The following is a 20,261-nucleotide window of genomic DNA, read 5'->3' as shown; positions in this document are numbered from 1 at the left end:
TCCATCGGGTGCAGCGGCAGGTAAACCCCTGCCATCGCGGCGACTTCGCGCGCCCAGAGGCCTGCGGCGTTGACAACATGTTCGGCATGAACCGTGCCCTTGTTAGTGACGACATTCCACGTGCCATCAGGACGTTGCACGGTGTCCTTCACCATCACATGTGTCTCGATCGTGGCCCCGCCCATCCGCGCCGCCTTGGCATAGGCATGGGTGGTTCCCGACGGATCAAGATGCCCGTCCAATGGGTCATACAGAGCACCAAGGATGCCGTCGAGATTGGTGATCGGCGCGATTTTCGCGATCTCCTCAGGCCCGACGATCTGCGTGTCCAGCCCCATGTAGCGATGCTTGGCTCGCTCGGCCAAGAGCATGTCGAACCGGTCGCGGTTGTCGGCCAGCGTGATGCCGCCCACATGGTGCAGCCCGCAGGACATGCCGGTGATCTCTTCCAGTTCCTTGTAAAGCCGGATCGTGTAGCCCTGAAGCGCCGCCATATTGGTGTCGCCGTTCAGCGTGTGAAACCCACCCGCCGCGTGCCAGGTGGAGCCGGAGGTCAGCTCCGACCGCTCCACCAGCATCACGTCCGACCAGCCCAGTTTGGTCAGGTGATACAGCACCGAAACGCCGACGACGCCGCCGCCGATGACACAGACTCGGGTCGTGGTTTGCATGGATGGCCCCTCGTTTTTCTGGTTCGACAATGTGCAGGGCGGGTTCGGTGCGTCCTGCCCGAAAACGACACCGCATGTCGGCAGAGGGCAACCTCTGTCGCGCTGTCACGCAAAGGGTAGGGACGACGCGATTGGAGTGACTCGCCATGAAAACCCACGCCCAGGCTGTCGTCATCGGCGGCGGCGTCATCGGCTGTTCGATCCTGTACCATCTGGCAAAACTGGGCTGGACCGACGTCGTTCTGCTGGAACGCGACGAGTTGACCAGCGGGTCAACATGGCACGCCGCCGCCAATATCCACGGGCTTCATGACAGCACCAATATCAGCCGCATTCAGCATTACACGATGGCGCTCTACAATCAGCTCGAGGCCGAGACCGGCCAAAGTTGTGGCGTGTTCCAGCCGGGGTCCCTGTATCTTGCCCAGACTGAAGCGCGTGAACATCAGCTGCGCCTGCAAGCGGCCAAGGCGAAACTCTATGGCATGAATTTCCACGAGGTCAGCCGCGCGCAGGCCGAGGCGCTGCACCCGCTGGTGAATTTCGACGGCATCCGCTGCATCATGTATGAACCCGACGGTGGCAATGTGGACCCGTCCGGTGTGACAGCAGCCTATGCCGCAGGCGCGCGTCTGAAAGGTGCCGAGATCCATCGCTTCACGCCCGTCATAGCGACTGATCCCCAGCCCGAGGGAACCTGGATCGTGCGCACGCCAAAGGGCGATATCCGTACAGATTGGGTGATCAACGCCGCAGGCCTCTGGGGGCGCGAAGTGGCGGCCCTTGCGGGCATCAAGCTGCCGCTCCTGCCCACCGAACACCAGTATTTCGTCACCGAAACCATCACAGAGATCGAGGCGATGGACCGGCGTCTGCCCTCGGTTGCGGATCGGGACGGCGAATATTACTTGCGGCAAGAGGGCAAGGGCCTGCTGGTCGGCGCATACGAAAAAGACGTGCGCTTCTGGGCCGAGGACGGCACGCCGCAGGGGTTCGGGCACGAGCTTTTCGCCGATGATCTGGAACGGATCGAACCCAACATGATGCGCGCCATCGACCGGGTGCCTGTCGTGGGCCGCGCCGGGATCAAGCGGGTGATCAACGGCCCGATGATCTGGTCGCCGGACAGCAATGTGCTGCTGGGGCCGGTGCCGGAAAAACAGGGTTACTTCTGCTGTAACGGCATCATCCCCGGCTTTTCGCAATCTGGCGGCATGGGCCTTATGGTGGCGCAATGGGTTATCGAAGGCGAGATGCAGTACGACATGTTCGCCTGGGATGTGGCGCGATTTGGCGATTGGGCCGATGCCAAGTTCACCAAGGCGCGGGTCGGCGATCAATACGCGCACCGGTTCAAGATTCACTTCCCCGGGGAGGAACGCGACGCGGGCCGCCCCGTGCGGACGCGCCCTGTCTATGAGACGCAGAAGGACATGGGCGCGGTGTTCGGCCTGAACTACGGCTGGGAACACCCGCTCTATTTCTCGAAAGAGGTCCCCGACAGCGCAGGCTTCACTCGCCAGCGGTGGTGGGACGTGGTGGGCCACGAAGCCCGTACCCTGCGCGACGGCGCCGGGATCATCGACATCTCGAACTTCGCCAAATACCGCGTCACGGGGCCGGGGGCCGAGGACTGGCTGAACGCGGTCTTCGCCAACCGCATTCCACGCGACGTGGGGCGGTCCTGCCTCACACCGCTGATCGGCAAACGCGGCGGGATCGCGGGGGATGCGACAGTCACGCGATTGGCCGAGGACGAGTTCTGGATCGTCAGCTCCGGCATGGCCGAGCGCTATCAGAAACGGCTCTACGACGCGGTGCCATTGCCCGAAGGCACGAGGTTCGAATCCCTGACAAACAACTGGTGCGGGTTCAACGTGGCGGGTCCCCAATCCCGAGCCCTGCTGCAACGGCTGACCAACACGTCGCTCGACACCGCCGATTGGCCGTTCATGCGTTCCGCGATGATCGACGTCGCGAGGGTGGAGGTGATGGCCCTGCGCGTGTCCTTCACCGGCGATCTGGGCTGGGAACTGCATTGCCGCGCTGCGGATCAAGCCGCGCTTTACGCCGCGCTGCTTGAGGCCGGACAAGACGTCGGCGCGATCCCCGTGGGCAGCCGCGCGCTGATGAGCCTGCGCATGGAAAAGGGCTACGGTTCATGGGGCCGCGAATACAGCCCGGAATACTGGCCGCAGGAATGCGGGCTCGACCGGCTCTGCCGAACCGACAAACCCTACCTGAACCGCGACGCGGCGCTGGCCAACATGGCCAAACCCGCCCGTGAACACATAGTGCTGCTGGCGCTGACCGCAGAAGACACCGATGCGTCGAACGCCGATGCCACCGGAGGCGAGCCGATCTTCAAGGACGGTGTCGGTATCGGTCGGGTCAGTTCCGGCGCTTATGGCTACCATGTGGGCCAGTCGCTCGCCCTTGGTTTTGTCAAAGGTGCAGAGCCGGGCGATCAGGTCGAGGTGATGGTGCTCGGCCGCCCGCACCGGGCCACCATTCTGGATCGGCCCCCTTTCGACCCGGAGGGCGCAAGACTGCGCGCCTGATCTTCTTCGGTTCTCAAATATCCCGGGGTCCGGGGCAGCGCCCCGGCGTTTCCGTCAACGGAAACGTCTCAACGCGTCGACGCGTTGTGAGCGCCGAGGGCTACTCCGCGGCCAGCGGTCGGATCTTGAGAGCGGTGATGCGGTTGTTGTCCCGCGCCACCACCTCGAACCGGAAGCCGTGGAAGCTGAAACACTGGCCGATCGTCGGGATCATCTGCGCCTCGTGGATCACCAGGCCGGCCACCGTGTTGGCCTCGTCATCCGGCAGTGTCCAGTCGAGCGCGCGGTTGAGATCGCGGATCGTCATGGACCCGTCGATCCAGTAATTGCCGTCCTCGCCGCGCTTGACCGCATGGTCTCCGTCGGGATCGAATTCGTCGGTGATTTCGCCGACGATCTCTTCAAGGATGTCCTCTAGCGTGATCAGGCCCTGCAAGGCGCCGTATTCATCCACCACCAGCGCAAAATGGGTGCGGCGGCGCAGAAACTGGCGCATCTGGTCGTCAAGCGACGTGCTTTCGGGGATGAAATACGGCTTCATCGCCACATCCGCGAACTTGAAACTGCTCATTGCTTCGGCGGGTTTCTCGCCTTGCTGCATGAAGTCGTACATCGTGCGGAAGAGATCCTTGGCATGCACGACGCCGATGATGTTTTCCGGGTCTTTGCGATAGACGGGCAGGCGGGTGTGGTTCGACTCCAGGCACTGCCGCAGGATCTCCTGCGGTTCCTTGTCGGCGTCGATCATCTCGATGCCCGAGCGGTGGAGCATGATCTCCTCGACGGTGCGGTCGCTCAGGTCCAGCGCGCCGAGGATGCGGTCGCGGTCTTCCTTTTCCACGATGCCCTCGGAATGGCCCAGGTGCAGCGCCCCGGCGATCTCTTCGCGCACGGCAAGGATGTGGCTGTCGGGATCAGCCTTGACGCCGAAAACCCGCAGCACGCCGCGCACCAGCACGCGCACCGCGCCGACGACCGGCGAGAACACCGTGATGACCAGCTGGATGATCGGAGACACCCGGCTGGCGGCGCTTTCGGCATTGGTGATGGCGTATGTCTTGGGTAAAACCTCGGCAAAGACCAGCACCAGCACCGTCATCACGAGGGTGGCCAGGGCCACGCCGGATTCGCCGAACATCCGGGTAAAGAGCGCCGTGGCCAGCGACGTGGCGAGGATGTTGACCAGGTTGTTGCCAAGCAGGACGGACCCGATCAGGCGCTCGTTGTCTTCGGTGATCAGCAGAGCCCGGTCAGCCCCCTTGGAGCCCTTGTCGGACATCGAGCGCAGCTTGCCCCGCGAGGCCGCCGTCAGCGCGGTTTCAGAGCCACTGAAGAAGGCCGAAAGCACCAAAAGCCCGATAATGGCGGCAGAGGTGATCCAGAAAGCGGCGTCAGCGCCGGTCGATGCGGGTTCCATAGGGTCCAACGTTTTGAAAATCTGAACAGGTTATGGGGTCAGCGCCCGGCGCGTTCAAGGTCTGTCGATCAGTCGCGGGCCAGCGGGTGGTGATCCAGCACCAACTCCTTCAGCCGTTCCTCCAGGACGTGGGTGTAAATCTCGGTCGTCGAGACGTCGGCATGGCCGAGGAAGGTCTGGATCGCGCGCAGGTCGGCCCCGTTGGCCAGAAGATGCGTCGCAAAGGCGTGGCGCAGCGTGTGCGGCGTGACCTTGGCGGGCGACACACCGCCTTCGACGGCCAATTCCTTGATCAGCACGTAAAACGCGTGCCGTGTCAGATGGCCGGATTTGCCGCGCGAGGGGAAAAGAAAGGTCGAGGCGGCTTTGCCGTCCGCGCGCGCCGCATCCTCCATCGCTTCGCGCGTTTCGAGCCATCGGGCCAGGGCGACCCGGGCGGGCGGCGACAGCGGCACCATGCGTTCCTTGCCGCCCTTGCCGCGGATCAGCAGCATGCGCGGGTCTCCCTTGGCCGCGGACAGGGGCAGCGTGACCAGTTCGCTGACACGCATTCCGGTGGCGTAAAGCAGGTGCATGAGGCAGGTGTTGCGTCCCCGGTCGGCGGCGGTGCGGCCATGCGCGGTGGCGGCCTCGAGCAGGCGGTCGACCTCCTGGGTGGACAGCGTCTTGGGCAGGCGCTTGTCGCGGCCTGGCCCGCTGATCTGCACCGCCGGGTTGTCGGCCCGGAAGCCTTCCTCGAAACAGAAGCGGTACAGTTGCTTGATCGCCGACAGGCGCCGCGCGCGTGTGGATTTCGCCAGTCCCTGCGCGTCGCAATGGATCAGGTAATTCTCGACATCCGCCTTCTGCGCTGCCGTGAGCGACGACGCCCGGCCCGCAAGCCAATCGGTGAAATCCGCAAGATCACGGGCATAGGCCAGTTGGGTGTTGGTGGCGGCACCGCGTTCGGCGGCCTGCGCATCCAGGAAGGCGGCGATCCAGTGCCGATCGCTCATCGCCGCGCGCCTTCCATGTCGAGGATCGCCAATTGCAGCGCGGCGCGGCGGGCGGTGTCCTCGAGCCCGAAGGCGCGCAGCGCCTGCAACGCCTCGGCCACGTCGGCATCATTGCCCTGCGCGCCGGTCTCGAAGCGGGCGATGATCTTGAGCAAGGCTTCGCCAAGACGGTCCTGCGAGGGCAGGTCGGCCATGTCCCCGGGCGCTTTCGGAGCGCTGCTCCACGCGGTCTTCAGCGCACCCGCATGCGGCACCTCGGAGGCGATGATGTCCGGGGATCGTCCCAGCGCAATCTGGGCCAGAAAGGAAAGCGCGGCGTCGTCACCCGAGGCGAGGCCGCGGGCGGCGTCCTCGTAGGAGTCCGACAGCAGGCCCGCGATACCCGCGATGCGCCTGGCGCGCGGACTGAGCGGCAGATCCGCGATCCGGGCTGCGAACAGGTTCGAGAACGGCACCAGAAGCCCGCCCGTCCGCATATGCGGCCAGACCTGTTCCAGCGCCGACGATATGGTCTCGGCATCGCCGGTTTCGAGCGCCGTTTCGAAGCGTTGCAACGCCTCGACCCTGTCCCAGATCCCGCCGGACGCGGCGCGCCTCTGGTCGGTATAGACACCCAACAATTGGTTGCCGTCGATCGCCCCCGCGCGAGCCAGGCGTTCGGCCGCTTGCAACTGCGCCCGCCAGCCGGCATCGCCGGACAGTTCGACAACGGCGAAGGGCAGGGGCAGCGGCGTCGTCGGCAGCGCCTCTCCGATTGCCTCGAACAGACGGAATTGCAGCGGCGTCGGCCGAACCGGTGGGCGCAGCGGCGTCGTGGATTCCGAATACTCGGGATCGAGAAAGCGCAAGAGCAGTTCTTCATCGACACCCGAGAGCTGTCCCAGCGCGGCCCCGGTCTGATAGATCGTCATCGCCAGCGGATACTCTCCGGCCCGCGTGGCGCACCAGATGCGCGTCGGCAGATCGGTGCTCAGGCGGGGGGTCTCGTTCAACATCTGGCACAGATGCGAATCCGACCCGGTAAGCAGCGCCAGATCGAACGCCTGTTCGAAGAGCCCCGGTGTCAGGTCGCTGACCCGTTCGACCATGGCCTCGGCCGGGGCGACCAGCCCGTGATCGAAGAGCATCTGCAAGCGGCGTTTCAGAAAGGCCTCGCCATTGCTGTCCGCCGCCAGGTCCGCCTCGGCCAGCAGCAGCGTATGCAGAAGCGAATCCAGCGCGGGCACAGCCGGCTTGCGCGAGTGCAGCGCGTCGATCGCCGTCAGCAGGTCGCTTTCACGGCTGCCTCGCCAAAGGCTGGGCGGCAGGCCGGTCACTGAACCCGGCAACAGCCCCACGCCGCCGAGATCGGGCGCATCGAGCGGCTGGACATCGACGTCGGGGACGGTGGCGCTCTGGGCCACGGGTTTTCCCGGCGGCACCGGAATGACCTGCGTGAAGGGCGGGGCAGTGCGCTGCACCTCCAGCCAGTCTATGGCCGACAACGGCTGGTCCTGCGCGGCAAGCGGCGGCGCGAACAGCGCCGTTACAAGAAGGTACGGTTTAATCTGCATCCAGCGTCACGGGTTGTCGGACTTCGGTTTGCGGCGGGGAAAAGTCCGCGCCGAAATACGGCCCGATATAGGCATAGGCAATCAGCGCCAAGGCGCCGATGATCAGAAGATAGATCAACCATTTTATCATGCGCCCCATGGACACCCTCGCCCTGCCTCGGTGATTTTTCGCAAGTTATAACTGGCCTTTTGAGCAAGATCACGTCATTCAACGGCGAATGTCAAAGAATTGGCGGCACTTGGCCGAGAAACAAGGGCAATGCAGGCAAGACTGAAGAAAACGGTGGTGATGATCGGCATGATGGGGGCCGGAAAAACCGCCGTTGGCAAGGCGTTGGCCGCAGCGTTGCACGCTCCGTTCCTCGATTCGGATGCCGAGATCGAGAAAGCCGCCAACATGACCATCCCGGAGATCTTCGCGCGTGACGGCGAGGCGTTCTTTCGCGTCAAGGAGCGCCAGGTGATCGCCCGGCTGCTTGAAAACGAACGCGGTGTGCTGTCAACCGGCGGCGGGGCCTACATGGCACCGGAAAACCGTGCACTGATCTCGCAAAAGGGGGTCGCGGTCTGGCTGAACGCCGATCTGCCGCTGCTTTGGAGCCGCGTCAAACACAAGGACACGCGGCCCTTGCTGCGGGTTCCCGATCCGCTGGGCACCTTGACCCGGCTTTATGAAGAGCGCGTGCCGATCTATGCCGAGGCGGATCTGACGGTGACGTCGGAACCGGGGCTGTCGGTCGATGACATGGCGGACCGGGTGATCGAGGCGCTCAAGACCCGGCCGGATGTCCTGGAGGTCCTGAAATGATCGAAACCGTACATGTTCCGCTTGAGGGCCGCGCCTATGACGTCCGGATCGGCCCCGACCTGCTGAGGCGTGCCGGGGCAGAGATCGCCCCGCTGCTGGCGCGGCCCCGCGTAGCCATCGTGACGGATACCCATGTGGCCGCGATTCACCTTGCGGCACTGGAATCGGCGTTGACGGAGGCGGGCGTCGCCTCGATGAGCCTGACCCTGCCGGCCGGCGAAGCGACCAAGGGCTGGCCGCAGTTCGAACGCACCGTCGAATGGCTTCTGGAGCAGAAGATCGAACGCCGCGACGTGGTGATCGCGCTTGGCGGCGGCGTGATCGGAGACCTTGTGGGGTTTGCCGCCGCCGTGCTGCGCCGGGGGGTGCGCTTCGTGCAGATCCCGACATCGCTGCTGGCGCAGGTGGACAGTTCGGTCGGTGGCAAGACCGGCATCAACGCGCCGCAAGGCAAGAACCTGATCGGGGCGTTTCATCAGCCGGCGCTGGTTCTGGCGGATATATCAGTGCTCGACTCGCTGCCCGAGCGCGATTTCCTCGCGGGTTATGGCGAGGTCGTCAAATACGGCTTGCTGGGGGATGCCGCGTTTTTTGACTGGCAGGAGGAAAATGCGGCCCGGATCACCGCGCGAGATCCGGACGCGCTGGCCTACGCGGTCAAGCGGTCGGTCGAGATGAAGGCCGAGATCGTGGTGCGTGACGAGACCGAGCAGGGCGACCGCGCGCTCCTGAACCTCGGTCACACGTTCTGCCACGCGTTCGAAGCCGCAACCGGCTATTCCGACCGCCTGCTGCATGGTGAAGGTGTCGCCATCGGCTGCGCGCTGGCCTTCGACCTGTCGTCGCGTCTTGGCCTGTGTGCGCAGGAAGACCCGAGCCGGGTGCGCCAGATGCTGTCGGGCATGGGCATGAAGATGAGCCTGGCGGATATCGACGGCGATCTGCCGGACGCGCAGAGACTGCTGGACCTGATGGGGCAGGACAAGAAGGTGATCGACGGGCAATTGCGCTTTATTCTTGCGCGCGGCATCGGCGAGGCGTTTGTCACGTCGGACGTGCCGTCGGATACGGTTCTGCACCTGTTGCAGGACGCGCTGTCAGAGCGATAGAAAAGGCGCCGCGATGGGCGCCTTTCCGGTTCAGAACGGGATTTCGTCGTCGATGTCGCGGGATGGTGCGCGGGCAGGGCCACCGCCGCCACCGCTTGGGCCGCCGTAATCGCGGCCGCCCCCGTAGTCATCGCCATAGTCATTACCTTCGCTGCCGCCACCACTGGGATAGCCACCGCCACCACCGCCTTCGCGGCTGTCGAGGAAGGTCAGTTCGCCGGCAAAGGGGCGCAGAACGACTTCGGTGCTGTAGCGGTCCTGGCCCGACTGGTCCTGCCATTTGCGGGTTTCCAGCTTGCCTTCGACATAGACCTTTGAGCCCTTGCGCAGATACTGCTCGGCCAGACGGGCGAGGTTCTCGTTGAAGATGGCGACGCTGTGCCATTCGGTCCGCTCTTTGCGTTCTCCGGTGTTGCGATCCTTCCAGCTTTCCGACGTGGCGATCCGCAGGTTGCAGACCTTGCCGCCGTTCTGGAATGTGCGCGTTTCCGGATCGCGGCCCAGATTGCCGACGATGATCACCTTGTTGACTGAACCGGCCATGGGTCCCCCGTTCTTGCGTTCGAATCTCTGGCGCAGCGCGCCGTTTGGACAACCCTACACCAGCGGTCCGCAGGATTGCCATCAGCTATTGGCCTGTGAGGCCCGCTCCAGCCCATCAGCTTGTGGTTAAGATTTCATGACCAACCAAGGCTGGCGTGAAACGGAAAATCCGACTATACACGGCAGAGATCTCAACGTGGGACGTGAGCAGATATGCGAACAGCAAGACAGAGATTGATGGCCGTTCTGTGTGCCGTTGCCATGGCAAGTTCCGGAGCCGCCAGTGCCGAGGTATTGTCTTCGAAAAACCGGGTGACGCTTTTTTCCAGCAAAACCAAGGTGTTGGATTCCCGGGCCGCCCAGCAGTACAAAAGCTCGGTCCGGTTGCAGCCGCCCAAGGTGGTGACGCCAACCAAGTGGGGCGAGGCGGGCGCCGATGGCCCGGTCCCGACATATCGCGGTCGCTATGCCGGGGTCTATCTGGGTCTTGCACGCGCTGCCGCGCGACGTCACGGCATCCCCGAAGACCTGTTCCTGCGGCTTGTCCAGCAGGAATCGAATTTCAATCCCAACGCCCTGTCGCACAAGGGCGCGATCGGTCTGGCGCAGTTGATGCCCGGCACCGCGAAGCTTCTCCGGGTCGATCCGAACGATCCCGAGCAGAACCTCGATGGCGGGGCGCGCTATCTCAAGGAACAGTACCGCACCTTCGGCCAGTGGCCGCTCGCGCTGGCCGCCTACAACGCCGGTCCCGGTGCCGTGCAGAAGCACAAGGGCATCCCGCCCTATCGGGAAACACGCAATTACGTGAAAAAGATCTGGGGCCGCTGACCTGCGCGGTCAGCTGGCCTCGGCTTCGGCCTTGGCCTTGAGCCGCTTGGCAAGCGTCTCGATGTCCTCGGATGCCGCGCGCGGCACGATGCGGTAGGCCGCGTTCACGAAACAAAAAAGTGCGAATCCCAACAGTCCGAGACAGATCAGCACGACGATCGTCTGGCCGAAGGGCTGCGATGCCAGCCAGTCGAAAACCTGCGAAATGCCGCCGGCGTCCGAGGGATCGAAGGTCAGCGCGGCAACGAGGAAAAATCCGCCGACGATCGTGACGATAACGCCCTGCGCGGCGACGCCCGCTTTCAGGACCCAGTTCCAGTTCACCGTGAACTGGTTGGCGCGCAGGTGTTCGCGGTAGTCTTCGCCTATGGCTTTCTTGAGATAGTAAAGACCGGCGCCGAGAATGGCGATGGCCGCCGCGCCGACAATGTACTGGCCCTGCGGCAATTCAAGTACCCGGCGCGTCATCCCCGGGATGCCGCCGCTGCCACCACCGCCCGACCCGGTGAGGATTCCGAACGCCGCAACGCCGAGACCGGCGTGGACAAGCCCGGTCACCACCATGCCGATCCGCGCAATGATGCCCTTGCCATCGCTTCCATAGGCTTCGAGATCGAACCCCGCATCCAGCAGGCGCCAGATGCAATAGGCAAACAGGCCAAAGGCGATGAGAGCCAGAATGACATAGCCGCCCGGCGTGCCCTGAAGGCGGCTCAGGGCGGAATCCGTGCCTTGCGCAGAACCACCCGACCAGATCGCCCAGAGCGAAAACCCGGCGATCACCACGTAGACCAGGCCGCGGCCCGCGTAGCCGGTCTGCATGAATGGAATGGTCCATCCGAAAGACTGCGAACTCATGTCAAAAACCCCTCACATCTGTTTGGGGGTCAATCGGTCAGGCGGGGTATTGGTTCCACAGCACCGCGCACGGCCCTTCGGTGGCCTTTGTCATGGTGCCCTGTGGCGGACTTGTTTGCCTACAGCGGATTCGCGGTCAGCCGGTCAGGCCGCAAACCCGTATTTGTAGAGCTGCGGCAGGAACGAGATGTGCATGTCCGTGCCCACCACGCCCGGACGGTGGTGGCGGTAGAGCGAGCGCCAGTAGGGCTGGATCGTCACGCCTTCCTCGACGAGGATCGCCTGCAGCTTGCCCATCACCTCGCGGCGGGCGTCGACATCGGCGATCGAATTCGCCTCGGCCAGCAGCGCGTCGAACCTGTCGTCCGAAAAGCCCGTTTCGTTCCATGGCTCGCCGGTGCGATAGGCCAGTGCCAGCGTCTGGACGCCCAGCGGCCGGTGGTTCCAGCTTGTCGAACTGAACGGGTAGTTCATCCAGTCGACCCAGTATTCCCGGCCCGGCACGATGGTTCTTTTCACCGGAATGCCGGCATCGCGAAGCTGTGCCGCCACCGAATCGGCGGTGTTGTTGCGCCATTCATCGTCGATCGAGATCAGCTCGTGCTCAAAATCGGCCATGCCCGCCTCCTGCATGAGGGCGGCAGCCCTGGACGGGTCGTGGGGCAGGCGACCGACGTCGGGATTGTACGCGGGATGGACGGGGGCGACGTGATGATTGTCTGCCGTGATGCCGCGGCCGCCATAGCCGAGTTCGAGGCAGATCCCGTTGTCGACGGCCATCGCCAGAGCCTGCCGGACACGTTTGTCCGCATAGGGGATCACGCCGTTCACTTCGGCGTTCTGGTTCGGACGGATACAGACCGTGGCGCCGGTGACGACCTCGGTCCGCTCGAAGCCGAGCGCGTCGAGAACGTCGATGAAAGCGCCGACACTTTCGTAAAGCGTGTCGATCTCTCCGGCTTCTGCCGCCGCGAGCCAGGCTGCCGGGTCGGTGCCGTAGTCGATGAATTCGATCCGGTCGAGGTAGAAGCCGCCTTCTTCGAACGCGTCATTGCCCCACCACGGGTGATCGCCCTTGACGAGCACCGCCCGCGCCCCCCGCTCAAAGCTTTCCACCACCATCGGACCCGTGCCGACAAGGGTCGAAAGATCGGCGGTCGGGTCATAGCTTTCATGCACCACCGCCGCCGGGTAATCGGCCATGCCCGCGATGATGGTGATATCCGGGCGCGGCAGGTTGAGGCGCAGGGTGTGGGCGTCGACGATCTCGATGATGCCGTCGGCGAGCTTGCCGGTGCCCTGGTCGGTCAGCGTCGCCATGCGGCCGGCCATCGAGTTGCCCTCGACCTGCTTGTCGCACCAGCGTTCAATCATCCGCGCAACATCGGCGGATGTGAACGGGTCGCCGTTGCTCCATGTGATGCCCTGCCGCACGTTCAGCGTGTATCGGGTGGCGTCGTCGCTCGCGTCCCAGCTTTCGAGCAGCATCCCGCGAAACGTCCCGTCCGAATTGTATTCGACCAGGTATTCAAGCGTGCCGGCCGTCACATAGGCCATCTGCGTCCAGTCATAGGTGCGCGGATCCTTGTGCCGGCGGACCTCCATCTGCATGCGCAGCGTGCCGCCCTGCCGGACGTTTGCCGCCGCATGGGCAGGGGCCCGCAATCCGCCGAGCGCATAGGCTGTTCCGGTCGCGACACCCAGCATGGTCGTGCGCGCAAGAAATTCGCGCCGGTCGATGTGACCGTTCCTGAACTCGTTGGCATGAAGCGTGGCTGCCGGGTGCAACTGACCTGAGCGCGCGGGGTGTTTCATCTGGTTCTCCCTGTGACACGGTCGTTCTTGTGGCGCGCCCGAACTCTGCGGTGGTCCAGGCCTGAGCATGGCGGTCTGTCGGGTCGCGAAAGCTTGCTTGGTCCAAAGCTGCGCGTCCGTCGGAACATCGAAGCCTCGGGGGGCTGATCGTGACACGGTCTTTTCTTAAAGCGTCATCCAAAGGCCAGCAAGCGTTTAGAGCCGGGACGTCGATCAAAGCGCCTGCGCGTCAACCTGTTGCCAGGCCCGCATGCGGGCACGGAACCAGGTGCGCTGCCGCTTGGCGAATTGCCGGGTCAGGATGGTCGCGCGCGTGCGGGCTTCGTCGAGTGTCATGGAACCGTCGAGGACGGCCATCAGCTCGGCTGCGCCAATGGCCTTGGCGGAGGGCAGATCCGGCGACCATCCGGGCCGGTTGGCCCGTGCCTCTTCCAGCGCGCCGGTTGCGAGCATCGTGTCGAAGCGGGTTTCGATCCGCGGCGTCAGCCATGCCTTGTCGGCATGGACCACAAGCGCCGTCGCCTCCGCGATCGGCAGGCGCGGTGGATCGGTCGCGTCCTGCCAGAGCGCAAGTCCCTTGCCGGTCGACCTGAGCACTTCCCAGGCGCGCTGCACGCGCATCGGGTTGGCCAGGTCGATGCGGCCCGCGGTTTCAGGATCCAGCTCGGCGGCAAGGCCGCCGTGACCCTCCTCGTCGATCCGTGCCATGGCCTCGCGCCGGATGAACTCGGGCGTCGGCGGGATCTGCGCCAGCCCCTCGGTCAGCGCGGTGAAGTAAAGACCGGTTCCGCCGACGATGATCGGCCGGGTGTCGGCGTCGAGATACGGGTCGAGGTCGCGCAGCCAGTCGCCCACGGAATAGGGGACATGCCCGGCGACATGACCGTAAAGCGCATGGCGCGCGCGGGCCTCGTCGTCTTGCGACGGCCGCGCGGTCAGGACGCGCCAATCCGCGAAGACCTGGATCGCATCCGCGTTCACGATCACGCCGCCCTGGGCTTCGGCCAGCCGCAGCGCCAGCTCCGACTTGCCGCTTGCCGTGGGGCCGGCGATGAGCACGGGCCGGGCCGGATCGACGCTGCGGATCAGATCGGAAATGGTACTCACCGCGCCTGCACTTCCTTGAACCCCGCCGTTGCAACGACGTTATGCACCTTCGGCACGACTTCGTCTTGTACCGCTGCCGGTTTTCCGACACTTTGCGCGCAACTTAGACTCTCGGTCAGACGGAGCGCAACATGGCAGACACCGACCGCCCCAATCCAAAATACAAACGCGTCATGCTCAAGATATCGGGGGAGGCGCTGATGGGGGACCAGGGCTATGGTCTTCACCCGCCCACAGTTCAGCGCATCGCTCAGGAAGTGAAGTCGGTGCATGATCTGGGTGTCGAAATCTGCATGGTGATCGGCGGCGGCAACGTGTTTCGGGGGCTGCAAGGCAGCGCGCAGGGGATGGAGCGCACCACGGCCGATTACATGGGCATGCTCGCCACGGTGATGAATGCGCTGGCGATGCAATCCGCGCTCGAGGAACTGAACGTCTTTACCCGGGTGATTTCGGCGATCCGCATGGACGAGGTGGCCGAGCCGTATATCCGTCGCCGCGCGGTTCGCCATCTCGAGAAGAAACGCGTCTGCGTGTTTGCGGGCGGCACCGGCAATCCGTATTTCACCACCGACACCGCCGCCGCGCTGCGCGCCAACGAGATGAACTGCGAGGCGATCCTGATGGGCAAGAACGGTGTCGACGGGATCTACAACAAGGATCCGCGCGAACATGCCGACGCCTTGCGGTATGATGCGGTCAGCTATGACGAGGTTCTGCAGAAGAACCTCAAGGTGATGGACGCGTCGGCCATCGCCCTGGCCCGCGACAACAACCTTCCGATCGTCGTGTTCCCGCTGGATGAACCCGGCGGGTTCCGCGGCATCCTGGCGGGCGAGGGGACCTACACCATCGTTCATGGCGGCGCGTCGAAAACGAGTTCGGGCGACGTGGCCTGACTTTACCGTCACAGGTTGCCCCTCGTGAACGAACGGGGGCGCATAGTGCTATACTTTGCGGCACATGTCGCTTAGAACGCGAGCTAAAGCAAAAAAAGCTGTTGAGGGCCAAATGGCAGACGACTTTCTATTGGACACCGACGATCTGACCCGCCGTATGGACGGGGCAATGGCGAACCTGCGGACCGAATTCGCCTCGCTGCGCACCGGGCGCGCCAGTGCCTCCATGCTGGAGCCGGTGATGGTGGACGCCTATGGCAGCATGACGCCGATCAACCAGGTCGGCACCGTGAACGTCCCCGAGCCGCGCATGGTGACGATCAACGTCTGGGACAAGGGACTTGTCGGCAAGGTCGAAAAGGCGATCCGCGAAAGCGGCCTGGGCATCAATCCGCAGCTCAATGGCACGATCATCATGCTGCCGATTCCCGAACTGAACGAGGAACGCCGACGCGATCTGACCAAGGTCGCCGGGCAATATGCCGAACATGCCCGCGTGTCGGTGCGCAACATCCGCCGGGATGGCATGGACCAGATCAAGAAGGCCAAGTCGGAGGGCCTGTCCGAAGACGACCAGAAATTCTGGGAACAAGAGGTTCAGGAACTGACCGACGGCTACATCAAGAAAATCGACGCCGCTTTGGAGACGAAGCAGGAAGAGATCATGCAGGTCTGAAGGCCGCGCAGGAAGGACCCCGCCATGCAGGCAAAGCCTCGGATCAAAGGCACGGAAGGTGGCCCGCGTCACGTCGCCATCATCATGGACGGCAATGGCCGCTGGGCGACGCAGCGCGGGCGACCGCGCCTGTTCGGCCATCAGGCCGGTGCGCGCCGTGTCCGCGAGATCGTCGAGGCTTGCCCGGACCTTGGTGTCGACTACCTGACGGTGTTCGCGTTCTCGACCGAGAACTGGAAGCGGACCCAATCCGAGGTCGCGGGCCTCATGAACCTGTTTCGCCGCTACATCACCCGCGAGGCCAAATCGCTCAAGGCCAACGACGTCTGCGTGCGCTTCATCGGCGACCGGGTCCGGCTCGACGACAAGCTCGTCTTCATGATGGACGAGCTCGAGGCGCTGACCGCCGAGTGCCGGACCGTGAACCTGACCATCGCGATCAACTACGGTGGCCGCGACGAGGTGGCACGCGCCACCAAGCGTTTGGCGCGGGACGTGGCCGCGGGCAAGCTCGATCCTGAGGCAGTGGATGAAGAAACGCTTCCAAGGTACTTGGATACTTGCGTTTTACCCGATCCCGACCTGGTGATCCGGACCAGTGGCGAAGCGCGGATTTCGAACTTCCTGCTGTGGCAATCGGCCTATTCCGAATATGAATTCATCGACACGCTCTGGCCCGATTTCTCGGCCGCGGAATTCCGCTCTGTCGTGGATGGCTTCGGCACCCGCGACCGCCGGTTCGGAGCCGTGGTGGCATGACGTCGGGCAAGTGGGACGACCTTGCCCCGCGGCTGTTGTCAGCCGTGGCGATGGTTGGCCTTGGGTCACTGGGTGTCTGGCTCGGCGGTCTGTGGTTCCATGCGCTGATCGCCATCGTTTCGGGACTGATGGTGTGGGAGCTCGTCTCCATGCTCGACACCGGGCGCACCCGGACACCGATCGTGCTCGGGGGCGTCTCAGCGCTGGTGGCGATGGTCGCGATCGAACTGCCCGGCGCCTTCGCCTTGCCGCTGTTGATGGCGCCTTCCATGCTTGGTCTTGGCCGGATGGAGCGGGGCGGTGTGACCTATGCGGTCTTCACCGCGCTGATCCTGCTGGCGGGCTATGGGCTTATGGCGCTGCGCGATGATTTCGGCCTGACCTGGATGGTCTGGCTGCTGCTGGTCGTGGTGGTGACGGATATCGCGGGCTATTTCGCCGGGCGGATGATCGGCGGACCCAAGCTCTGGCCGCGCGTCAGCCCCAAGAAGACATGGTCGGGAACGGTGGCCGGCTGGGTCGGAGCCGCCGCGATTGCCCTGCTCTTTGCCGGTGCGACGCAGGTGGGGGCCGGGTTGATCGGGGTCAGCATCGGGGTCAGCATGGCCAGCCAGATCGGTGACATCGCGGAAAGCGCGATCAAGCGGCGCGTCGGCGTCAAGGACAGCTCGCGGCTGATCCCCGGTCACGGCGGATTGCTCGACCGGTTCGACGGCATGCTGGGTGCGGCGCTGTTCATCGTGATCGCCGGACAGCTGATCGGGTTCCCGCCGGGGACTCCATGAGGCGGATTTCCATTTTCGGGGCCACAGGGTCCATCGGCCAGAACACGCTCGACCTGATCGGGCGCGATCGCGAAGCCTACCAGATCGTCGCCTTGACCGGGGGGCAGAACGTCGCGCAACTCGCCGCCGATGCGAAACGGTTCAATGCGGAACTGGCCGTGACCGCCGATCCGGCGCGGCTTGCCGACCTGCGCAGCGCATTGGCGGGAACAGGCATCGAGGCGGCGGCGGGTCCATCTGCCTTGCTCGACGCGGCGTCGCGCCCGGCAGATTGGGTGATGTCCTGCATCGTCGGCTCTGCCGGCCTTGCGCCCGGGCTGCGGGCGCTCGAACAGGGGGCGAGCCTTGCGCTGGCCAACAAGGAAAGCATGGTCTGCGCGGGGCCGCTGATGCTGGCGACGGCGCGGGCGCATGACGCGACGATCCTGCCGGTGGACAGTGAACATTCCGCCGTCTTCCAGGCCCTCATCGGCGAGGATATCGCGACGGTCGAACGGGTCATCATCACCGCCTCGGGCGGCGCGTTCCGCGACTGGCCGCTGGCGGATCTGGCCAAGGCGACTCCGGAACAGGCCGCACAGCATCCCAATTGGGACATGGGCCAGCGGATCACCATCGACAGTGCGTCCATGTTCAACAAGGCGCTGGAATTGATTGAAACAAAAGAGTTTTTCCAGATCGATCCGTCCCGCATCGAAGCCGTGGTCCATCCTGAATCGATGATCCATGCGTTGGTCGGGTTCACCGACGGCGCGCTGATGGCGCATGTCGGACCGCCGGACATGCGCCACGCCATCGGTTTTGCGCTGCATTACCCGGACCGCAAGTCGCTGCCGGTCGAGCGTCTGGATCTGGTGGCGCTTGGCCAATTCACCTTCCGCTCCGCCGACGAGACCCGTTGGCCCGCGCTGCGACTGGCGCGCGGGGTCATGGCGACGGGTGGTCTGTCCGGCGCGGTGTTCAATGCGGCCAAGGAACGCGCGCTGGACGGGTTCATCGACAAACGCATCGGTTTTCAACAGATTGCATCGGTTGTCGAAGAGGTTCTGTCCAGAGTTTCGGCCCAGCAGGGTCATATTGATGCCGACATCACCCTTGATAACGTGATGAATGCAGACCATCTCGCTCGGGTACGGGCAGATGAAATCATGACTGAATTAGAGGGCTGAGCATTGGATATAGCAGCGTTACTGCCGCAGTTCGGCGGCGTGATCTGGACCGTTCTGGCCTTCGTCATCGCCCTGTCGGTGATTGTCGCCATCCACGAATACGGCCATTACATCGTCGGCCGCTGGTCGGGGATCGACGCGGACGTGTTCTCGCTGGGGTTCGGGCCGGTGCTGTTCTCGCGGGTCGACAAGCGCGGCACGAAATGGCAATTCGCGCTTCTGCCCTTGGGCGGCTACGTCAAGTTCCGGGGCGACAGCAACGCATCCGGCGGCAAGGACGATGCCGCGATGGCAAGCCTGTCGGAAAGTGAACGCCGCCGCACGATGAACGGCGCACCGCTCTGGGCGCGGGCCGCCACCGTGGCGGCGGGCCCGGCATTCAACTTTGCGCTGTCGATCCTGATCTTCACCGGCATCTTCATGCTGCGGGGCGAAGTGACCGAACCCGTGCAGATCGGCGAATTGCGCGCGGTTCCGGCCCAGAACGAGCTTCGGGTCGGAGACGAACTGGTCGCGATCGAAGGCACCGACCTGCCATCCTTCAGCGAATCCGCCAGTTTCCAGTCATTCCTGGATGACCTGCCCGAGCAGGAGCATCTGGACTACACCGTCCTGCGCGATGGCGACCGGCAGGTGGTGCAGGGGCCCTATGTCTATCCGCCGGTGGCGACGCAGATCATTCCGCGCTCGGCGGCGGATGATGCGGGGTTCCGGGCTGGCGACATCATCGTGTCGATAAATGGCGACGAGATCTATGCCTTCGACCAGCTGCGCGATGCGGTGGAAGGATCGGACGGAGCGACCCTGGAGATGGAGGTCTGGCGCGACGGCGACATCCGGACGCTCGAGATGACGCCGCGCCGCACCGACGAGCCGCAGCCGGATGGCAGCTTCAAGACCGCGTTCCGGATCGGCATTGTCGGCGGCATGTTCTTTGAACCCGAAACCGCATTCACCGGGCCGATCAGCGCCTTCTGGTCGGGTGTCGAACAGACCGGCCGCATCATCGACGGGTCGCTGTCGGGCCTTTGGCACATGATCACAGGCGCGATCAGCACCTGCAACCTGTCCGGGCCGATCGGAATCGCGGAAACGTCGGGGTCGATGGCCTCGCAGGGGACCGCCAGCTTCATCTGGTTCATCGCGGTGCTCAGCACGGCGGTGGGGTTGCTGAACCTGTTCCCGATCCCGGTGCTCGACGGGGGTCATCTGGTGTTCCACGCCTACGAGGCGGTGACCGGGCGTCCCCCCAGCGACAAGGCGTTGAGGGTTCTCATGGCGATCGGGCTGACCATGCTGCTGTCGCTCATGCTGTTTGCCCTGTCGAACGACCTGTTCTGTCCGTAAGGCCTCGAAAATGCGGCGGTTTCACAGAATCGCCGCATTTCCCGCCGAATTGTCGACATAATCGGCGGCTATTTCCTGCCTTGGAACCACGGATCCGAGGTATGTGATGCAAACGATTCAAGACGGCTACAAGACTTTCAGCCTGCTCATTTCCATCAACTGGGACCGGCTGCTGTACGTGTTCGCCATCGCAGCGTCGCTCTTCCTTGGTGCGTATATCGGGTCCCTGATGATGGAAGCTATGACACACCCTGTCGGCTACTGAGGGATTACCCGCTCTGCGCTTTTGACAAGCAGGGGTAATCTCGGTACTCACTTCCTCAAAAGGATGTCTGAGTAGGTGGGCAAAATGACACAA

At 64.0% G+C, this 20,261-nt stretch carries 20 protein-coding genes; 11 read left to right on the top strand and 9 right to left on the bottom strand.

Annotation, left to right across the window (positions count from 1 at the left end; genetic code table 11):
- A partial coding sequence (locus tag LCF60_RS16855; protein WP_292293335.1) for an FAD-binding oxidoreductase occupies positions 1 to 671 on the bottom strand: 671 nt, incomplete at its 3' end.
- Between the two features lie 146 nt (positions 672 to 817).
- Between LCF60_RS16855 and LCF60_RS16850 the strand changes: the two genes are divergently transcribed.
- Complete coding sequence (locus tag LCF60_RS16850; RefSeq protein WP_292293334.1) at positions 818 to 3,232, top strand: FAD-dependent oxidoreductase; 2,415 nt, start codon at positions 818 to 820, stop codon at positions 3,230 to 3,232.
- A gap of 100 nt (positions 3,233 to 3,332) precedes the next feature.
- Here LCF60_RS16850 and LCF60_RS16845 read toward each other — a convergent pair whose 3' ends face one another.
- From LCF60_RS16845 to LCF60_RS16830, 4 genes are all read right to left on the bottom strand, one after another.
- Positions 3,333 to 4,649, bottom strand: coding sequence for an HlyC/CorC family transporter (locus LCF60_RS16845; protein ID WP_292293333.1), 1,317 nt, complete (start codon positions 4,647 to 4,649; stop codon positions 3,333 to 3,335).
- A 68-nt stretch (positions 4,650 to 4,717) separates the two neighbouring features.
- Positions 4,718 to 5,644, bottom strand: a complete 927-nt coding sequence (locus LCF60_RS16840) for a site-specific tyrosine recombinase XerD (protein WP_292293332.1) — start codon at positions 5,642 to 5,644, stop codon at positions 4,718 to 4,720.
- On the bottom strand, positions 5,641 to 7,197 hold the full coding sequence (locus tag LCF60_RS16835; protein WP_292293330.1) for a hypothetical protein: 1,557 nt from the start codon (positions 7,195 to 7,197) through the stop codon (positions 5,641 to 5,643). The genes LCF60_RS16840 and LCF60_RS16835 overlap by 4 nt, the downstream gene beginning before the upstream one ends.
- Positions 7,187 to 7,336 (bottom strand): hypothetical protein, encoded by a 150-nt coding sequence (locus LCF60_RS16830; protein ID WP_292293329.1) that lies wholly within the window; start codon positions 7,334 to 7,336, stop codon positions 7,187 to 7,189. The genes LCF60_RS16835 and LCF60_RS16830 overlap by 11 nt, the downstream gene beginning before the upstream one ends.
- Before the next feature lie 120 nt (positions 7,337 to 7,456).
- Here LCF60_RS16830 and LCF60_RS16825 point away from each other — a divergent pair, with 120 nt between their 5' ends.
- On the top strand, positions 7,457 to 8,005 hold the full coding sequence (locus LCF60_RS16825; protein ID WP_292293328.1) for a shikimate kinase: 549 nt from the start codon (positions 7,457 to 7,459) through the stop codon (positions 8,003 to 8,005).
- Complete coding sequence (aroB, locus tag LCF60_RS16820) at positions 8,002 to 9,114, top strand: 3-dehydroquinate synthase (RefSeq protein ID WP_292293326.1); 1,113 nt, start codon at positions 8,002 to 8,004, stop codon at positions 9,112 to 9,114. The genes LCF60_RS16825 and aroB overlap by 4 nt, the downstream gene beginning before the upstream one ends.
- Positions 9,115 to 9,144: 30 nt before the next feature.
- On the opposite strand, the gene ssb is transcribed toward aroB, so the two are convergent.
- Positions 9,145 to 9,657: a single-stranded DNA-binding protein gene (ssb, locus tag LCF60_RS16815; RefSeq protein ID WP_292293324.1), complete on the bottom strand. Its 513-nt coding sequence runs from the start codon at positions 9,655 to 9,657 to the stop codon at positions 9,145 to 9,147.
- A 237-nt stretch (positions 9,658 to 9,894) separates the two neighbouring features.
- Here ssb and LCF60_RS16810 point away from each other — a divergent pair, with 237 nt between their 5' ends.
- Positions 9,895 to 10,488 carry a lytic transglycosylase domain-containing protein gene (locus LCF60_RS16810; protein WP_292293322.1) on the top strand — a complete coding sequence of 198 codons (594 nt, stop codon included), beginning with the start codon at positions 9,895 to 9,897 and terminating at the stop codon, positions 10,486 to 10,488.
- Positions 10,489 to 10,497: 9 nt separating this feature from the next.
- Here LCF60_RS16810 and LCF60_RS16805 read toward each other — a convergent pair whose 3' ends face one another.
- From LCF60_RS16805 to miaA, 3 genes are all read right to left on the bottom strand, one after another.
- A complete protein-coding gene (locus LCF60_RS16805; protein WP_292293321.1) occupies positions 10,498 to 11,346 on the bottom strand; it encodes a DUF1206 domain-containing protein in 849 nt (282 codons plus the stop codon).
- A gap of 144 nt (positions 11,347 to 11,490) precedes the next feature.
- Entirely contained in the window at positions 11,491 to 13,161 is a 1,671-nt protein-coding gene (locus LCF60_RS16800) for an ABC transporter substrate-binding protein (RefSeq protein WP_292293319.1), read from the bottom strand.
- Between the two features lie 213 nt (positions 13,162 to 13,374).
- Complete coding sequence (gene miaA, locus LCF60_RS16795) at positions 13,375 to 14,259, bottom strand: tRNA (adenosine(37)-N6)-dimethylallyltransferase MiaA (protein ID WP_292293337.1); 885 nt, start codon at positions 14,257 to 14,259, stop codon at positions 13,375 to 13,377.
- Between the two features lie 140 nt (positions 14,260 to 14,399).
- Between miaA and pyrH the strand changes: the two genes are divergently transcribed.
- The 7 genes from pyrH to LCF60_RS16760 all read left to right on the top strand — a co-directional run bounded on the left by pyrH (position 14,400) and on the right by LCF60_RS16760 (position 20,168).
- Positions 14,400 to 15,167, top strand: coding sequence for a UMP kinase (gene pyrH / locus LCF60_RS16790; protein ID WP_292293317.1), 768 nt, complete (start codon positions 14,400 to 14,402; stop codon positions 15,165 to 15,167).
- Positions 15,168 to 15,279: 112 nt separating this feature from the next.
- Positions 15,280 to 15,843, top strand: a complete 564-nt coding sequence (gene frr / locus LCF60_RS16785) for a ribosome recycling factor (RefSeq protein WP_292293315.1) — start codon at positions 15,280 to 15,282, stop codon at positions 15,841 to 15,843.
- A 24-nt stretch (positions 15,844 to 15,867) separates the two neighbouring features.
- Complete coding sequence (uppS, locus tag LCF60_RS16780) at positions 15,868 to 16,602, top strand: polyprenyl diphosphate synthase (RefSeq protein WP_292293313.1); 735 nt, start codon at positions 15,868 to 15,870, stop codon at positions 16,600 to 16,602.
- Positions 16,599 to 17,387, top strand: coding sequence for a phosphatidate cytidylyltransferase (locus LCF60_RS16775; RefSeq protein WP_292293311.1), 789 nt, complete (start codon positions 16,599 to 16,601; stop codon positions 17,385 to 17,387). The genes uppS and LCF60_RS16775 overlap by 4 nt, the downstream gene beginning before the upstream one ends.
- The gene (gene dxr, locus LCF60_RS16770) at positions 17,384 to 18,556 is read left to right on the top strand and encodes a 1-deoxy-D-xylulose-5-phosphate reductoisomerase (protein WP_292293310.1); all 1,173 of its coding nucleotides are present in this window, start codon (positions 17,384 to 17,386) and stop codon (positions 18,554 to 18,556) included. Before LCF60_RS16775 ends, dxr begins: the two co-directional genes overlap by 4 nt.
- 3 nt (positions 18,557 to 18,559) lie before the next feature.
- Positions 18,560 to 19,903, top strand: coding sequence for an RIP metalloprotease RseP (gene rseP, locus LCF60_RS16765; protein WP_292293308.1), 1,344 nt, complete (start codon positions 18,560 to 18,562; stop codon positions 19,901 to 19,903).
- A 106-nt stretch (positions 19,904 to 20,009) separates the two neighbouring features.
- On the top strand, positions 20,010 to 20,168 hold the full coding sequence (locus LCF60_RS16760; protein WP_292293306.1) for a hypothetical protein: 159 nt from the start codon (positions 20,010 to 20,012) through the stop codon (positions 20,166 to 20,168).
- Positions 20,169 to 20,261 lie beyond the last annotated feature (93 nt).

Origin of the sequence: Marivita sp. (genome assembly GCF_020055635.1) — a bacterium.
Taxonomy (GTDB): domain Bacteria; phylum Pseudomonadota; class Alphaproteobacteria; order Rhodobacterales; family Rhodobacteraceae; genus Marivita.
Note: the sequence above shows the minus strand (reverse complement) of the source record. Positions and strands in the feature narration are given on the sequence as shown.